The sequence below is a fragment of the Shumkonia mesophila genome, from assembly GCF_026163695.1.
GTDB classification, from domain to species: Bacteria; Pseudomonadota; Alphaproteobacteria; order Rhodospirillales; family Shumkoniaceae; genus Shumkonia; species Shumkonia mesophila.
Genome location: NZ_JAOTID010000002.1, coordinates 79,517 through 96,037 on the forward strand (window position 1 = coordinate 79,517; position 16,521 = coordinate 96,037).

Below are 16,521 nucleotides of genomic sequence, written 5' to 3' on the forward strand. Positions count from 1 at the left end.
CGTCAGGGGCAGGCCATTTCGGAAAGGATTTTGATCTGGGCGGCGCCGCGCTGGGCGATCGGCAGCATCGTGCGCGGCGACAGCGCGAAGGTCTCGCGGTCCTTCTTGCCGTTGCTGCCCTGGCGTTCGATGATCACCCCACGGCATACCGGACAGGCGTTGACGAGGGCGACATCGCCATTCTTGCCGGTGGCCAGCTTGGCGCAATCCTTGACGTCGTCGATGGCCGCCGGTTTGTTGGCGTCGCACGGGCCGTCGCTGGTGACGCGGGTCCTGCCCGATCCCGTGAACGACAATTCCATCTTGCCCTTTTCGGGAATCCGGTAGCTGCGGTTGACGGGGATTCCCTGGCCTCGCCGCTGGTGCTCGATGTGGGCGATGCGGCACTCGCCGCAGGTGTTGACCAGGATGTCGCCCTCGACCCGCTTGGCGACCTGCACGCATCGGCCGCCGGCCACCGTCTGCAGGAGGCTGCCGGCTTCCGATGTCACGCTCGTCCGCGGCCGTCCGTCGGCGAGCCCGGGCCAGACGGCCAGGAGCGCCGCCACGCCGAGAAGCGCCAACAACCGCCGCCGGAGCGGCCCGATGCCGCACGAATCGTTCATCTGTCCCATGTCCACTCCTTCCAGGGCCGGAACCGTAGCGGGAAAGGGTTAAGCTCGGGTGAATCCCGTCTGCTTGGGACCTTTCTTCCGCGAACTTGCCGGTGGCGGTCGGGCGGCGATATACTCGGCCCGTTTCAACCAGGAGCTTGGATGCTCGGTATTCTTGTGGGTGGCTGACGGGGCGCCGCCGACGCGGCCCCGTCATTTCGATTGCCGCACCGAACTCTCGGCGCGAAAGCTGGTTTTGCGCCCGCCGCGCGGGTTCGGTGCGGGGTGCCGCATACGTGGCGTCCCGCCACTGATCTTGTTTCGCAATGGATACCGAAATGGACAAACTCATCATCGATTCCCTGTGCCGGATTCACGAGGGCCTCTCTCGCAAGGGACCTGGATCGGATGCCCTGGCGCGCCAGTTGATCGCGCGCATCCGTCCCCTGCTGCCCGAACCGCCGGTAGTTGCCGACCTCGGCTGCGGCAACGGCTACTGCGCCTATGTCCTGGCTGAGGCGTTGGGGGCGGAGGTTACCGCGGTCGACTTTTGCCCGGCCTTCATCGACGAGTTGAAGGAGCGCTTGGACAAAGCGCCACCGAAGAAGGGGCATATCGTCCCGCGGGTGGCCGACATGCTGACGCCGGGTCTGGAGCCGGAAAGCATCGACCTGGCCTGGTCGGAGGGCGCCGTCGGCAGCGTCGGCGTCAGGGAGTCGCTCGAGGGCTGGTTGCCGCTGCTCACCCCCGGTGGCATCGTGGTCTTCTCCGACCTGTGCTGGTTCAACCGGCAGCCACCCGAGGAGGCACAGGCGTTCTTCGCCGAGCCCTACCCCGGAATGGCGACCGTGGGCGGCCAGATCAAGGCGGCCGAGGAACTGGGCTACACCTTCGTGCATGCCGAACTTCTGCCCGCCGCCGATTGGTGGACGAGCTACTTCGACCCGCTGGCGGGACGGCTGCGCGAACTGGAGGCCGATGTGGAGCCGGGATCGGTGCTGGCCGAGGTCATTCGGCTGGCCTGGGTCGAGCAGGAGAACTTCCGGCGGCACAGTGACCACTTCGGCTACCTGTTCCTGGTGCTGAAGAAATAGGTGAGGGCGGCTAGTCGCCGCCGTTCTTGCGGAAGGGCGAGGCCTCGGCAAGGGCCTCGCCCTCCATTTCGACCATCTGCCGTTCCTGTTCGATGAACTGGGCGACGGCGCGGCGCAGCGCCGGATCGGCGATCCAATGGGCGCTGTAGGTGACGACCGGCAGATAGCCGCGCTGGACCTTGTGGGGGCCCTGGGCGCCCGCCTCGACCCGCTTGAGGCCGCGTTCGATGGCGAATGCGATGGCCTGATAGTAGCAGGCCTCGAAATGCAGGAAGCGATAGGGCTCCAGGCACCCCCAATAGCGGCCGTAGAGGGTGTCGCCGCCGATCAGGTTGAGGGCGCCGCCGACCGCCCGGCCGCCGTGCTCGGCCCACATCAGCACGATCCGCTCGCCCAAATTTCGATGCAGCAGCGAGAAAAAGGCGCGGTTGAGGTAGGCCGGCCCCCACTTGCGGTCGATGGTGTCGCGATAGAAGCGATAGAAGACGTCCCAATGCCGCTCGGTGATGGCGTCGCCGGTCAGCGTGCGCAGCACCACCCCGCTGTCGGCCACCGCCTGGCGTTCCTTGCGGATGGCCTTGCGCTTGCGCGAGGCCAGGGCGTTCAGGAAGTCGTCGAAGTCGCCGTAGCCCTCGTTCGTCCAGTGGAACTGATGGCCGATGCGCGTCAGCAGGCCGGCGGCGGCGAGTCGTTGCCACTCGGCCTCGGTGGGAAAGGTGACGTGCAGCGACGAGGCGCCATGGCGCTCGGCCAGTTGCAGCATGCCGGCGATGAGCGCGTCGCCCAGGTCCCCGGGTTCGCCGGGGCGCACCATCAGGCGCGGTCCGGTGACCGGGGTGAATGGCACCGCCGCCTGCAACTTGGGATAATAGGGGATGCCGGCCCGCTCGCTGGCGTCGGCCCACGCCCAGTCGAACACGTACTCGCCATAGGAATGGTTCTTGAGATAGAGCGGCGCGCAGGCGCGCAACGCCCCGGCGGTATCCTCGATCAGCAGGTGCTGGGGCATCCAGCCGGTCTTGGGCGTCACCGTCCCGCTGGCTTCCAGCGTGGCGAGGAAGGCATGGGAAACGAACGGGTTGGCGGTGCCGGCGCAGGCGTCCCAGGCGCCGGCCGGCACTCCCGCGAGGCCGTCCACGACCCGGATGGAAATGGCTTCGCGTCCGTCGGGCATGGAGAAGAGATGAGGGGCGCGCGGAGTGGAGGCAAGGTGGGGAACGGCGTTTTTGCGCCGGTTCGCGGTTTGAGCGGATTCCAGGCAGTTTGCCGATGTCACGCCAGCGTCATGGTCCGGTCATGGCGGCGTCATGTCGCCGGATAAGAGTCCGCCTTGTCGTCACGCGGCCGCAGAAGCGGACAAAGAAGAACAATGGCTTGAAGAATGTTCGACCCAGCAGCGCCGGAAAGGGAAACCCCGTTCGATATCTCCAGTACGGGATCCGGGTGGTCCCAGGAGTATGAATGGATGGGGATTGAACCTTTGCCGGAGAATCGGGAAGGGAAGGGAACTTCGCCTGCCGGCCTTCCGCGGTGGGGTTGGGACTACGCGCTCGAGCGCCTGGACTTTGCCTTCCAGCCGATCGTCAACATCCACAACGGGGTCTGCTTCGGGTACGAGGCCCTGCTGCGCAACTGGGCCGATGCCGGCTTCGACAGCATCCGATCCGTCTTCGATACCGCCGCCGCCACCCAGCGCCTGAACCGTGTCGAGGCGGCACTGCGCGAGAAGGCGATCCGCAGGTTCGCTTCCATCGGCGGCGGCCGCCACTTCAAGCTGTTCTACAACGTCGACAACCGCTGCATGGCGATGCCCGACTATCGCCACGGAGTCACCTCCCAGGTTCTGGAGCAGAACGGCCTGGCGCCTTCCTCGCTTTATCTCGAAATCTCGGAACACCACGATCTCAGCCGGGCAAGCCAGATCGAGGCCATCCTCACCGCCTACCGCGCCCAGGGCTACAAGCTGGTCATCGATGACTACGGCACCGGCTTCTCGCAACTCAAGATGCTCTATCACTGCCAGCCCGACGTCATCAAAATCGACCGCTTCTTCGTTTCCGGCATCGACTCCGACAAGCGCAAGGAAATGCTGGTCGCCCAGCAGGTCGACCTGGCCCACCTGATGGGGGCGCTGGTGGTTGCCGAGGGGGTGGAAACCGAGGCCGAGTTCTACGTCTGCAAGCGGGTAGGCTGCGATCTGGTCCAGGGCTATTTCATCCAGCGGCCGACGCAGTCGCTGGCCGAACTGATGCCGCGCTACGGGATCATCGAAGACTTGGCCAAGCGCGACCGCCGCTCGGCCGGGCGGGACGACGGCGTCCTCGTACGAAGCCGCATGACGGCCATCCAGGCGCTATTGCAGGAAACGACGCCAAGCGCCGTGCTGCGGTACTTTCAGCGGTTCCGGGATACCCGGGTGGTGCCGGTGGTGGACGGCCAGGGCTGCCCGGTCGGGATCATCCGCGAAGCGGACTTCAAGGAATTCTCCTACTCGCTCTACGGACGGGAACTGCTGCAAAATCCGCATCTCCGGCCGAACCTGGGGCGCTTCCTCCGCCGCTGTCCGGCCGTCGAGGAGACCGAGCCCGTGGAGCAGATCCTCAAGGTGTTCGCCAACGCCGACACCAAGGAGGGGGTGATCGTCACCCGGAAGATGAGCTATGTCGGCTTCCTCGAGGGCCACGCCCTGTTGGAAATGCTGAACGAGAAAAACACCATCGCGGCACGCGACCAGAACCCGCTGACCCAACTGCCCGGCAACAACGCCATTTACCGTTACGTCTCCCAGGTACTGGCGAGCGACGGCTGGGGCCGTCACTTCGTCTATTTCGATTTCGACAACTTCAAGCCGTTCAACGACCGCTTCGGCTTCCGCCAGGGCGATCGCGCCATCCTGTTATTCGCCGAGATCCTGGGCAAGAAGCTGATCGGGGGAAACTGGTTCGTCGGCCACATCGGCGGCGACGACTTCTTCGTCGGGGCCGACCGCTTGGCGCGCGACGACATCCTGGCCCGGATCTCCGCCCTGGTGGAGGATTTCGGTGCCCAGATCACGTCCTTCTACGATGCCGAGTCGCGGGCCAACGGGCATATCGAGGGGGCCGACCGCGCGGGTCAGATACGGCGCTTTCCGCTGATGACCGTCTCGGCGGCGATTCTGGAATTGCCGGAAGTCCGCACGACGCTGTCGGTGGACGACGTGGCGCCGGCGATTTCGGAACTGAAGAAGCGGGCCAAGCGGCGCGACGACCATCTGGCCGTCGCCGATCTCGTCGCCTTTTGCGCGGTCTGAACGGCGGGCCGCCGGCCCGTTCAGGCGATCTCGAAGACCGCTTCCACCTCGACGGCGACGCCGAGCGGCAGGGCCGATACACCGACCGCCGCGCGGGCGTGGCGTCCGGCGTTGCCGAAAACCTCGACCATCAGGTCGGAGGCGCCGTTGATCACCTGCGGCGTCTGGGTGAAGTCCGGCGTGCAGGCGACGAAGCCGCCCAGCTTGACGACGCGGCGGACCCGGTCGAGATCGCCGCCGCAGGCGTTGCCGAGTTGGGCCAGGAGGTTGAGGCCGCAGCGGCGCGCCGCCTGATGGCCTTCCTCGACCGACAGCGTATCGCCCAGCCGGCCGACGAACTGGGGCTTGCCGTCGACCAGCGGAATCTGCCCGGAAACGAAGACCAGCGTCCCGGTCACCACGAAGGGCACGTAATTGGCGACCGGCGAGGCCGCTTTCGGCAACTCCAGTCCGAGTTCGGCAAGGCGGGCGGCGATGGTTCCGGGCATGGTTCTGTAACTCCGCGTTGTGACGTCTGGATTAGACTTTGAAAACCTGTCTCTCGGCCGGTGCCAGGCACCGGGTGGCCGAGCTCTTTTCCGCAAGCCGGGCCTGGGCCTGTTCAAGCTTGCGGTCGATGTCGTCGTCGGTCTGGTCGGGATCGTGGTGGAACAGCAGCAAGGTCTTCACCTCGGCTTCGTGCGCAAGGTCGACGATGCGGCTGACGCAGGAATGCCCCCATCCCAATTTGCTCTGGTATTCCTGGTCGGTATAGGTGGTGTCGGTGATCAGCAGGTCGGCGCCTTGCAGGAACGTGGTGAGGTTCTTCACATAGAAGGGATTGTAGAACTCGCTCCGTTCGAAATCGAATTCGTGGTCGGTCACATAGCAGACCGAGCGGCCGCGGTATTCCACGCGATAGCCGAGGCACTTGCCGGGGTGGTTGAGCAGCTTGGTGCGTACCGTGATGCCGTCGCCGGCGGAGAACGTCTCCTCTTCCAGGTCGCGGAAGTAGACTCGGGCGCCGAACTGCTTGAGGCGGATGGGGAAGAAGATGCCGTCCATCTGGGCCGAGATCATCTGGCGCATGTTGATGTTGCCGTGCGACGTGCCCAGGATCTCGAACTCGTTGCCGGGAATGTAAAGCGGCCCGAAGAACGGCAGGGCGTTGATGTGGTCCCAGTGCGGATGCGAGATGAAGATCTTGGCTTCCATGCGCTGGCGCCGCGTGGCGATCAGGTGGTCGGACAGGGCCTTGATGCCGGTTCCGGCGTCGAAGATGAAGAATTGGTCCTTGGCAAGTTCCAGCGACACGCAGGAAGTGTTGCCGCCATAGCGCAGCGACTTCTCGCCGGGCACCGGCAGGGTTCCGCGCACGCCCCAGAAGGTGACCTCCATCTCGTCGTCGATGACGCGATAGAGCTTGTCCATGAAGGTCGCGGCGTTGAGCGGCTTGACGATATAGCCATGGGCACCGAGGTCGTAGGCGCGGGTGCGATCGGCCTCGTAGGCCTTGCCCGAAATGATGACGATGCGGGCACCGTGCCGATCCTTCTGCTCGTTGAGCTGTTTGCACAGCTCCAGCCCGTCGGTTCCCGGCATCATCAGGTCGATGAGCACGCAGTCGGGTTTGGCGGCGAGAATTTCGGCCAGCGCCGTCGCGCTGCCGAGGTGATCGATCACCGCATGCCCCTCGGCTTCCAGCAGCGAGCGGGTAAACGCGAGGACATCGGGGTCGTCATCGACCACGAAAAACGTCAGCTTTCTGTTCTGCGGCATCGAACTCTTCTGCCCTTGGCGCCGTCACGGGCCGGAAAAAAAGGCCGCGAACGGCCGAACCACCACCCCACCCCGTCGGGCCTGGCGGGTCCGACCGGAAGCCCCCACGATATCCAAAGCGGAGGGGCGGCGCAACGCCGGACGGCATGCCCAGGGCGGAACCGGTGACGCGGGAAACGAAAAAGCCGCTCTGCCGGCTTCCGCCCCCTTGCAAGTCCCGGTAGAATGATCGGTCGGCACGAATTCAAGCCATCCCAACCGCCGGCGTCGAGCGGCGGAAAGCCAAGAAAGGATTCCCCCCATGCATGAAAAGAGCATCGAACTTCTCAACAAGGCGGTCGCCGACGAGCTGGCGGCGGTCCACCAGTACATGTATTTCCATTTTCATTGCGACGATCAGGGCTACGACCTGCTGGCCGGTCTTTTCAGGCAGACCGCCATCCAGGAGATGATGCACATCGAGGTTCTGGCCGAGCGCATTCTTTTCCTGAAGGGCGACGTCGCCATGAAGGTGGCGGTGCCGGTGAAGGCGATCCGCGACGTCAAGAAAATGGTCCAGCACGCCGCCAAGATGGAGGAAGAGAGCGCCCGCGAATATAACCTGTGGGCCAACGAATGCAGCAGCAACGCCGATTCGGCGTCGAAAAAGATCTTCGAGAACCTCGTCACCGACGAGGAGCGCCACTACGACCAGTTCGATACCGAACTCGAAAACATGAAGAAGTTCGGCGAGAGCTATCTGGCGTTGCAGTCGATCGAGCGCAGCAAAACGATTTCGGGCGCCGGCCGCCCGGGCGGCGCCGCTTAACCGTCGATTGCCGCGCGACCTGGCAGAGCGGTCAAACCGCCCTGCCGGGCGGCGGGCAGGCGGCCGGCGGCGACACTGAACTCGGGACCGAAGATCCGCCGCCATTCCCGGGTGGCTTCTTCCTCGCGGTTGTCGTGTTCCATGGCGCAGGCGCGCCGCGCCCGCCCATAGTCGCGGGCGGCCGCTTCCAGCCATGCGTCGCCGAGATGGAGGCGCTCCAGGGCGCCAGGCGTGAGCAGTTCGCGGCGGGCCTGATGGACCAGCCAGAAAAAGAAGTCCCTGACCATCCAGTCATAGAACAGCAGGCTGCGGCGTGGGTAGATCCAGGCCAGCACGAACTCGGTGACCAGCAGTTCGATGGCCAGCGAGGTCAGCGCGACGTCGTGGGTGCGCCGCCACGCCTTCAGCATCATGATCAGGTGGGTCGCCTTGCCGCCGCTGGCGAGATCGGCTTGGTGCAGGCGGGCCGTCTCGGCGGCGGGATCGGTCGACAGCCATGCCCCCGATTCCTGCGGGGCCGCCACCATCAAGGCGTCGCCGGCGGTCCTGAAACAGGGGGTCAGGCGAACCTCGACGTCGGAGAAGGAACGGACCGACAGCCATCCTTCGCCCGGCTGCTCGCGGGTGGCGAACGTGCTGGCCAGCACGGCCGACATCTCGCCGGCCATCGAGGCGATCATCGGCCGCGCCATGGCGGTCGGCGGCCGCAGCTCGGCCGGCAGGATGTACAGCATGTCGACGGATCGGGCCGGACGCACCGCGGTTCCCTTGCCATAGCCGCCGGTCACGACATGGTCGTCGGGCGCGCGGGCCGGCCGGCCGGACACCGTCAAATGGCGTCCGCGGGGCGGCCGGGGCGGGGCGAACTGGCGGCGCAGGCAATCGGCAACCTCGGTCGCCGCGGCGTGGGCCCGGCGGCGCTCAAGCGGCGTCGGCTGAAGATTGCCGATGAAGGCGTGAAAATGACCGGTGACGTGCCGCCATTCCGTTGCCATCAGACGACCTTTGCCTCAGGCCCTTTCCGGAAAAGGCGGGCGGTCCCGGAGCCCATCTCCGGGACTCGCCCAGCAGTTCCCAGGGAGGATCGCCAGAAGAGACGGTTCATCGCCACCATCCGCTTGTCGAACGCGCTAGCCTGCCATCCATGTGATGGGATATGGGCTCATGCCACATTTGGTAGTAGCATATACAAAATAATGGATGACAACAAGGTTCGTTGCGCTAGATGTATGAAGGCGGAGAGGTTTTTTCCCGCATTTCGATGGAAAAGCAGCCAATGAGAATACCGGTGATTGCGACCATGACCCGTCGGCGCCTCGTGCTCGGCGCCCTGGCCTGCCCGATCTGCCTCGCCGCCGGCCGGGTCCTGGCGGCGGAGGGCGCCCATTGGGGCTATGCCGGAGCGCAGGGGCCCGATCGCTGGGGCAAACTCGATCCCGCCTACGGCGCGTGCGGGGCCGGCCGCGAGCAGTCGCCGGTCGACCTCGATGGCGCCGTGGCCGCCGATCCGCCGGCGGTCGTGCCACACCTGAAACCGGTGCCGCTGCGCGTCATCCACAACGGCCACACCATTCAGGTGGACGGCGCCGGCGGCGGCCATACGACGATCGGCGGCAAGGCCTACGACCTGGCGCAGTTCCATTTTCACCACCCGAGCGAACACCGGGTGGCGGGCCGGGCTTTCGCCATGGAGGCACACCTGGTGCATCGCGCCGCCGACGGCGAGATCGCCGTGCTGGGCGTACTGATCGAGGCGGGGCCGGCCAATCCGGCGCTGGCGGCGGTGTGGGTGGCGATGCCTCGCGCCGCCGGTCCGGAGGTGACGACCCCCGGCATGGTCGATCCGTCGGCGCTGGTGCCCGGTGGCAGGTTGTGGCGCTATGCCGGTTCACTGACGACGCCGCCCTGCACCGAGATCGTGCAGTGGGCGGTGTTCCAGATGCCGGTCACCGCGTCGGCCGACCAGATCGCCACCTTCGCGGCGCTGTTTCCCGACAACACGCGGCCGATCCAGCCGCTCGGCCGCCGCTTCCTGCTCAGGTCCGACGGTTAGGCCCGGCGGCGACGCGGTCAGGAGACGTCGGTGGGTCCCGGCGCCCGCTTGCGGCCGCCGATCATGGCCCGCACCAGGTTTTCCTTGTGGCGCCGGCTGGCGAAGATGACCCCCGCTACGTGGGTGGCGACCATGAACAGCATCAGGGTGGCCATCGCTTCGTGCGTCTCTTCCACCCACTCGGCGCCCCAGAAGGAGTCGAGCGTCAGCATCCAACCGGTGGCGGCGGTGCCGGCCATGGCGAGAATCAGCCCCAGGATCATCAAGCTGCCGGCCGGATTGTGGCCGAGATAGCGCGGCTCCTTGCCCTTAAGCGTGGCCCCGACATAGGCCGCGACGTCCCGCGGCGAGCGGATGAATTGGGAAAACCGGGCGTAGCGCGGGCCGACGAGACCCCACACCAGACGAAAACCGATCAGGGCGGCGGCGGCGTAGCCGGCCCATTCGTGAAGGTTGTCCCACTCGTCGGCCGTCAGCCACGCCACCGCGAAGCTGACGACCAGGCTCCAGTGGAACAGACGGACGACCGGGTCCCAGACCTTTACCGTCTGTTCCATCGGATCAACCCTCGACCTTTACCTTTACCGTTTCCAACGTCTTCGGGTCGAAGTAGGCTTCGACGCGATGTCCCTTGTCGTCGATGGCGTAGGCCTCGTAGCAGCCGTCTTCGGTCTTGAGCTTCTTCACGTTCCAGCCGGCGGCCTGCAATTTCTGCTGAAGGGCTTCGCGAGGCTGCCATTCCGCCATCGGGACGGTGCAGCGGTCGGCGGCGACGGCGGCGCCGGTTCCCAAGGTTGCGAAGGCGAAGGCCGTGGCGACGAGGGTGCGGGTCATGGGTTGGGCTCCATTTCAATGATTGCGATGGGGCAAACATAAAGATCCCGCCTGACGTGAACCTTAAGCGGCGGCCCTTCGGGCTTCAGCTTGGCTTCAGGTCCGCAGGTCACAAAAGACGAAGCCTAACGGCATCGGGAAGGCAGCTCAGGCAGGCCATGCGCATTCTCTTGATTGAAGACGACGAGGCGCTGGGACGCGCGGTGGCGGAACAGGTGGCGGCGGACGGTCACGCGGTCGACCGGGTGACCTGCGTCGCCGATGCCGCCGACAGCGTGCGGGCCGTGTCCTACGATCTGGTCCTGCTCGACCTCATGCTTCCCGACGGGCGCGGCGTCGATTTCCTGCGCGGCCGGCGCGCCGCCGGGGACGCCACGCCGGTCATCATCCTGACCGCCCGCGACCAGATCACCGATCGTATCGCCGGCCTCAACGCCGGGGCCGACGACTACTTGGTGAAGCCCTTCGACCTGTCCGAACTTTCCGCCCGCATCGCCGCCGTCGCCAGGCGCTACAGCGGCAACCCCAATCCGCTGGTGGCGCTGGGCGACCTGGACATCGATCTTGCCTCGCGCGCCGTCTACCGGGCCGGTCGGCCGGTCGACCTGACGGCCAAGGAATGGGCGATTTTCGAGGCCCTGATCCAGCGGCCGGGCGCCATCCTCTCCAAACGGCAGCTCGAAGAGCGCCTCTACGATTTCGGCGCCGAAATCGAAAGCAACACCATCGAGGTTCACGTCAGCCGCCTGCGCAAGAAGCTGGACCGAAAGGTCATCGAGACGGTACGCGGCATGGGCTATCGATTGGGCCGGCCATGAGCGGCAGGGCCAGTCTGCAGCGACGGCTCGGCGTCGGCCTCGCAGCCGGGGTCACCCTGATGTGGCTGGCCGCCACGATGGCGGCGGGCATCGTGGTGCGCCACGAACTCGACGAAGCGTTCGACAGCGCGTTGCAGGAAACTGCGCAGCGGCTTCTGCCGCTGGCGGTCATTGGCATCATCGAGCGCGACAGCGACACCGAGCAGGCGGTGGCGGCCTTGGGAAAGCACGAGGAATTCCTGACCTATCTGGTCCGCGACAAGTCGGGACGCATCCTTTTGCACTCGCACGACGCCGATCTTGAAAAGTTTCCAGCCGAGCCCTCGCACGGCTTCCGCCAGACCGCTTCCCATCGCATCTACGGCGAGGCGGCGGTCAGCGGCACCATCTTCATCCAGGTGGCGGAGCCGCTTGCCCACCGGCGGTTGGCCGCGATCGAGGCGTCGGTGGCGCTGTTCCTGCCGCTCCTCTTCCTGGTGCCGGTCAGCCTGCTCGGCGTCTGGATTTTCGTGCGCCGCAGCATGCGTCCGGTCATCGGCCTGAAAGAGGAAATCGAAGCGCGCAGCGGCGCCGACCTGTCGCCCCTTGTGGCCCGCGCGCTTCCCGCCGAGATCGGTTCCATCGCCGACTCGGTAAACCGGCTGATGGAACGCGTACGCCGGACCCTGGAAACGGAACGCAGCTTCACCGCCAACAGCGCCCACGAGCTCAGGACCCCGATCGCCGCCACGCTGGCCCAGACCCAGCGTCTGATCGCCGAGGCGCCGGAGGGGCCGGTGCGGGAACGCGCCCGCCGCATCGAAGGTTCGCTGCACGACCTGACACGGCTGTCGGAAAAGCTGATGCAACTGGCCAAGGCCGAGGGCAGCGCGCTGCTGTCGGAACGGCCGCAGGACCTGACCGGCGTTCTCGTCCACGTCCTCGACGAGTTCCGAGGCAAGGGGGACGAGCCGCAGCGGCTTCGCCTGGCCCTGCCGGCGGGGACCACCCTGATGTCGGCCATGGATGCCGACGCCTTTGGCGTCCTCATGCGCAACCTCATCGAGAACGCCCTCACGCACGGCGAGCCGGGCCGGCCCGTCGACGTTGTGGTTGCGGACGGTACCACGATCCGGATCGTCAACGACGGTCCGGTCGTACCGTCCGACGTCCTGGCCCGATTAAAGGAGCGCTTCGAACGCGGCGCCACCAGGGCCAAGGGGGCGGGCCTCGGCCTGGCGATCGCCGAAGCCATCGCCACCGGCGCCGGGGGCAAGTTGCTGCTGCTTTCCCCCGCCAGCGGCCGGCAGGGCGGCTTCGAGGCCGTGGTCAGGCTGCCGGTGTAGGCAAAAAAAGGGGGGCCAAGGCCCCCCAGCTGCCCCTTGACTTCCCGTCGTATCAGCTGCACCCGCTCGTCGAACCGCAGGTCATGCACTTGAGGCAGGTGCCGTTGCGGACCATGGTGAAGTTGCCGCACTCCTCGCAGGGATCGCCTTCGTAACCCTGCATCTTGGCACTGCGCATCTTCTCGACGCGGTGGCCGCCCACGTGCGTGACGTCGGCATGGCCGCTTTCCACATACATCGTGGCGCCGCCGTTGCCGCCGGCCACCGCGCTGACGGTGCCGATGCCGGTCATCGCCTGGGCTTGGTCGGCCTCGCCGGCCTTGCGGCGGTTGCCGCGCAGTACCAGCAGGTTGCGCCGCACGAAGCCCTGGCTGGCGAAGCGGCCGACCACCTCCAGCGCCTCGGCGGAGGTGACCTCGGGCAGGTTGCCCTCGCGGTTGCCGCGCCCGACGGTATCGGGCGTCAGGTCGTGGGGCTCGACATGGGCGAGGTCGTGGCGGCCGAGGTAGGAGACGGCCAACTCGCGGAACAGGTAGTCGAGGATCGAGGTGGCCATCTTGATGGTGTCGTTGCCCTCGACGATGCCCGAGGGATCGAAGCGGGTGAAGGTGAAGGCTTCGACGAATTCCTCCAGCGGCACGCCATATTGCAGCGCGATCGAGATGGCGATGGCGAAGTTGTTCATCAGGCTGCGGAAGGCGGCGCCTTCCTTGTGCATGTCGATGAAGATCTCGCCGACCCTGCCGTCCTCGTATTCGCCGGTCCTGAGGTAGACCTTGTGGCCGCCGACCACCGCCTTCTGGGTATAGCCCTTACGGCGGTCGGGAAGGCGGCGGCGCGAGGCCCGTTCCCGCTCGACGATGCGCTCCACGATCCGCTCGGCGATGATCTCGGCGCGCGCCGGGTTGGCCTGCTCGATCACCGCCTCGACCGTGTCCTCGATATCGTCGTCGTCGAGGAGCGCGGATTGCAGCGGCTGCGACAGCTTGGAGCCGTCGCGATAGAGCGCGTTGGCCTTGAGCCCCAGCGTCCAGGACAACATGTAGGCGTTCTTGCAGTCCTCGATGGTGGCGGCGTTGGACATGTTGATGGTCTTGGAAATGGCCCCCGAGATGAACGGCTGGCAGGCCGCCATCATGCGGATGTGGCTTTCCACCGACAGGTATCGCTTGCCGGTGCGCCCGCACGGGTTGGCGCAATCGAACACCGGCAGGTGCTCGTCCTTGAGACCGGGCGCGCCTTCCAGCGTCATGGCGCCGCAGGCGTAGGTGTTGGCCGCCGCGATGTCGGCCTTGGAAAAGCCAAGCGCCGTCAAAAGGTCGAACGACACGTCGTTGAGGTCGTCCGCCGGGATGCCCAGGGCTTCGGTGCAGAAGGCCTCGCCCAGCGTCCATTTGTTGAAGACGAACTTGATGTCGAAGGCTTCGGCGACGGCCTTCTCGATGGCCTCGATGGCGCCGTCGGTGAAGCCCTTGGCCCGGAGCGTCTCGTGGTTGACGCCGGGGGCGCCGGCCAGGGTGGCGTGGCCTACCGCGTAGCGGATGATGGCGTCAACCTCGCCTTCGGCATAGCCCATGCGGGCCAGGGCCTGGGGAACCATGCGGTTGATGATCTTGAAATAACCGCCGCCGGCCAGCTTCTTGAACTTCACCAGGGCGAAGTCGGGTTCGATGCCGGTGGTGTCGCAGTCCATGACCAGGCCGATGGTGCCGGTTGGCGCGATCACCGTGACCTGGGCGTTGCGGAAGCCGTGCTCGGTGCCGGCGTCCAGCGCCTTGTCCCAGGCCCGCGCCGCAGCGGCGGCCAAGGCGGCGTCGGGGCAGGTCGCGGCTTCCAGCGGAACCGGCGGGATCGACAGCGCGTCGTAGCCGTCCCTGGCGCCGTGCGCGGCCCGCCGGTGGTTGGCGATGACGCGCAGCATGGCCTTGCTGTTGCGCTCGTAGCCCGGGAAGGCGCCCAGTTCCTCGGCCATTTCCGCCGAGGTGGCATAGGCGACGCCGGTCATGACGGCGGAAATGGCGGCGCAGATGGCGCGTCCCTCGGTCGAATCGTAAGGGATGCCGTTGGCCATCAGATAGCCGCCGATATTGGCGAAGCCGAGGCCCAGCGTGCGGAACTCGTAGGACAGTTCGGCGATGCGGGCGGCCGGGAACTGCGCCATCAGCACCGAGATTTCCAGCGTGATCGTCCACAGGCGGACGGCATGCTCGAAGGCGGGAACGTCGAACGTCGCGTCGTCGCGCCCGAACGGCATCAGGTTGAGCGAGGCCAGGTTGCACGCCGTGTCGTCGAGGAACATGTACTCCGAGCACGGGTTGGAGGCGTTGATGCGTCCCGAGTTCGGGCAGGTGTGCCAGTCGTTGATGGTGGTGTCGTACTGCATGCCCGGGTCGGCGCAAGCCCAGGCGGCATAGCCGATCTTGTCCCACAGCTCGCGGGCCTTGAGGCGTTTGGAGACGCCGCCGTCGATGCGCCGCTTCAGATCCCACTCGCCGTCGTTCTTCACCTTCTCCAGGAAGTCGTTGGTGACGCGGATGCTGTTGTTGGAATTCTGGCCCGACACGGTCAGGTAGGAATCCGAATCCCAGTCGGTGGTGAACACCGGGAAGTCGACCTTGTCGAAACCCTGGCGCGCGTACTGGATGACCCGCTGGACGTAGTTGTCGGGGACCATGGCGCGCCGGGCTTCGCGGATGGCCTTCTTGAGCTCGGGGTTCTTCTTGGGATCGAAGCGGTCCTCGCCGGCGCCGGCGCAGGCCGCCATCACCAGCTTCAGGTGCTTGTTGGCCATCCGGGAGCCGGCGACCAGGGCGGCGACCTTCTGCTCCTCGTAGGCCTTCCAGTTGATGAAGTTCTCGACGTCGGGATGGTCGATGTCGACCACGACCATCTTGGCGGCCCGCCGGGTGGTGCCGCCCGACTTGATGGCGCCGGCGGCGCGGTCGCCGATCTTAAGGAAGCTCATCAGGCCCGAGGATTTGCCGCCGCCCGACAGCGCCTCGTTCTCGCCGCGCAGGCGCGAGAAGTTGGTGCCGGTGCCGGACCCGTACTTGAACAGGCGCGCCTCGCGCACCCACAGGTCCATGATGCCGCCCTCGTTGACCAGGTCGTCGTTGATGCTCTGGATGAAGCAGGCGTGCGGTTGCGGATGCTCGTAGGCCGATTCCGAACGCACCAGTTCGCCGGTGCGGAAATCGACGTAGTGATGGCCCTGGGCCGGGCCGTCGATGCCATAGGCCCAGTGCAGGCCGGTGTTGAACCACTGCGGCGAGTTGGGGGCGCCCAACTGGGCGCACAGCATGTAGCGCATCTCGTCGTAGTAGGCCTTCGCGTCGGCCTCGGAATCGAAATAGCCGCCCTTCCAGCCCCAGTACGTCCACGCCCCGGCCATGCGGTCGAACACCTGGGTGGCGGTGGTTTCGCTGCCATAGCGCTTGTCGGCGGGCAGGGCGGTCAGCGCGGTCTCGTCGGGGATGGCCCGCCACAGCCACGACGGCACGCTGTTTTCCTCGACGCGCTTCAGCTTGGCGGGAACGCCGGCCTTGCGGAAATACTTCTGGGCCAGGACGTCGCATGCCACCTGCGACCAGTCGGCCGGCACCTCCATGGTGTCGAGCCGGAACACCACCGAGCCGTCGGGATTGCGAATCTCGCTCGACGTGGTCCGGAACTCGATGGCTTCGTACGGTGACTTTTCTGCCCTGGTAAAGAACCGCGTGACTCGCATAACTCCCCCTACTGCGCGCATGGCCGTCAAATTGTGCGTTATGTAGGCTCCGGACCCTCCACCGGAGCGGCAGCCACCAGACCCCCCGTCGTGTTAACCACAACAAATGGTGGGGTCGGCGGTGACGCAGAACAAAATGTAGACGAGAGCGGTTCTCATCGCAACTACATTTCGTGCCTGAAACGGAGAAAAAGGACTGGATCTGGTATACGTTTTTGG

General features: G+C 66.1%; 14 protein-coding genes. 6 read left to right on the top strand and 8 right to left on the bottom strand.

Annotated features, from left to right (window positions below):
• Positions 1-2 precede the first annotated feature (2 nt).
• On the bottom strand, positions 3-614 hold the full coding sequence (locus tag ODR01_RS03845; RefSeq protein WP_316976291.1) for a hypothetical protein: 612 nt from the start codon (positions 612-614) through the stop codon (positions 3-5).
• A 317-nt stretch (positions 615-931) separates the two neighbouring features.
• On the opposite strand from ODR01_RS03845, the gene ODR01_RS03850 reads away from it, so the two are divergent.
• Entirely contained in the window at positions 932-1,687 is a 756-nt protein-coding gene (locus tag ODR01_RS03850; RefSeq protein ID WP_316976292.1) for a class I SAM-dependent methyltransferase, read from the top strand.
• A gap of 10 nt (positions 1,688-1,697) precedes the next feature.
• Here ODR01_RS03850 and ODR01_RS03855 read toward each other — a convergent pair whose 3' ends face one another.
• Positions 1,698-2,861, bottom strand: coding sequence for a GNAT family N-acetyltransferase (locus ODR01_RS03855; protein ID WP_316976293.1), 1,164 nt, complete (start codon positions 2,859-2,861; stop codon positions 1,698-1,700).
• A 291-nt stretch (positions 2,862-3,152) separates the two neighbouring features.
• On the opposite strand from ODR01_RS03855, the gene ODR01_RS03860 reads away from it, so the two are divergent.
• The gene (locus ODR01_RS03860; RefSeq protein ID WP_316976294.1) at positions 3,153-4,979 is read left to right on the top strand and encodes a GGDEF domain-containing protein; all 1,827 of its coding nucleotides are present in this window, start codon (positions 3,153-3,155) and stop codon (positions 4,977-4,979) included.
• 20 nt (positions 4,980-4,999) lie between these two features.
• Here the strand turns inward: ODR01_RS03860 and ODR01_RS03865 are convergent, their stop codons facing one another.
• A complete protein-coding gene (locus ODR01_RS03865) occupies positions 5,000-5,467 on the bottom strand; it encodes a RidA family protein (protein ID WP_316976295.1) in 468 nt (155 codons plus the stop codon).
• Between the two features lie 31 nt (positions 5,468-5,498).
• Entirely contained in the window at positions 5,499-6,737 is a 1,239-nt protein-coding gene (locus ODR01_RS03870; RefSeq protein ID WP_316976296.1) for a response regulator, read from the bottom strand.
• Positions 6,738-7,038: 301 nt separating this feature from the next.
• Here ODR01_RS03870 and ODR01_RS03875 point away from each other — a divergent pair, with 301 nt between their 5' ends.
• The gene (locus tag ODR01_RS03875; protein WP_316976297.1) at positions 7,039-7,545 is read left to right on the top strand and encodes a bacterioferritin; all 507 of its coding nucleotides are present in this window, start codon (positions 7,039-7,041) and stop codon (positions 7,543-7,545) included.
• On the opposite strand, the gene ODR01_RS03880 is transcribed toward ODR01_RS03875, so the two are convergent.
• Positions 7,542-8,540, bottom strand: a complete 999-nt coding sequence (locus ODR01_RS03880) for an SMODS domain-containing nucleotidyltransferase (protein WP_316976298.1) — start codon at positions 8,538-8,540, stop codon at positions 7,542-7,544. The two genes, ODR01_RS03875 and ODR01_RS03880, sit on opposite strands and share 4 nt — an antisense overlap.
• A 305-nt stretch (positions 8,541-8,845) precedes the next feature.
• Here ODR01_RS03880 and ODR01_RS03885 point away from each other — a divergent pair, with 305 nt between their 5' ends.
• Positions 8,846-9,598: a carbonic anhydrase gene (locus ODR01_RS03885; RefSeq protein WP_316976299.1), complete on the top strand. Its 753-nt coding sequence runs from the start codon at positions 8,846-8,848 to the stop codon at positions 9,596-9,598.
• Between the two features lie 17 nt (positions 9,599-9,615).
• Here ODR01_RS03885 and ODR01_RS03890 read toward each other — a convergent pair whose 3' ends face one another.
• Positions 9,616-10,155 (bottom strand): cytochrome b/b6 domain-containing protein, encoded by a 540-nt coding sequence (locus ODR01_RS03890; protein ID WP_316976300.1) that lies wholly within the window; start codon positions 10,153-10,155, stop codon positions 9,616-9,618.
• A gap of 4 nt (positions 10,156-10,159) precedes the next feature.
• Positions 10,160-10,432, bottom strand: coding sequence for a PepSY domain-containing protein (locus ODR01_RS03895; RefSeq protein ID WP_316976301.1), 273 nt, complete (start codon positions 10,430-10,432; stop codon positions 10,160-10,162).
• Positions 10,433-10,590: 158 nt separating this feature from the next.
• Here ODR01_RS03895 and ODR01_RS03900 point away from each other — a divergent pair, with 158 nt between their 5' ends.
• Together ODR01_RS03900 and ODR01_RS03905 are read left to right on the top strand one after the other, a co-directional pair.
• Positions 10,591-11,250 (top strand): response regulator transcription factor, encoded by a 660-nt coding sequence (locus ODR01_RS03900; RefSeq protein ID WP_316976302.1) that lies wholly within the window; start codon positions 10,591-10,593, stop codon positions 11,248-11,250.
• On the top strand, positions 11,247-12,575 hold the full coding sequence (locus ODR01_RS03905) for a sensor histidine kinase (RefSeq protein WP_316976303.1): 1,329 nt from the start codon (positions 11,247-11,249) through the stop codon (positions 12,573-12,575). The genes ODR01_RS03900 and ODR01_RS03905 overlap by 4 nt, the downstream gene beginning before the upstream one ends.
• A 52-nt stretch (positions 12,576-12,627) precedes the next feature.
• Here ODR01_RS03905 and ODR01_RS03910 read toward each other — a convergent pair whose 3' ends face one another.
• Positions 12,628-16,302 carry a vitamin B12-dependent ribonucleotide reductase gene (locus ODR01_RS03910; protein WP_316976304.1) on the bottom strand — a complete coding sequence of 1,225 codons (3,675 nt, stop codon included), beginning with the start codon at positions 16,300-16,302 and terminating at the stop codon, positions 12,628-12,630.
• Between the last annotated feature and the right edge of the window lie 219 nt (positions 16,303-16,521).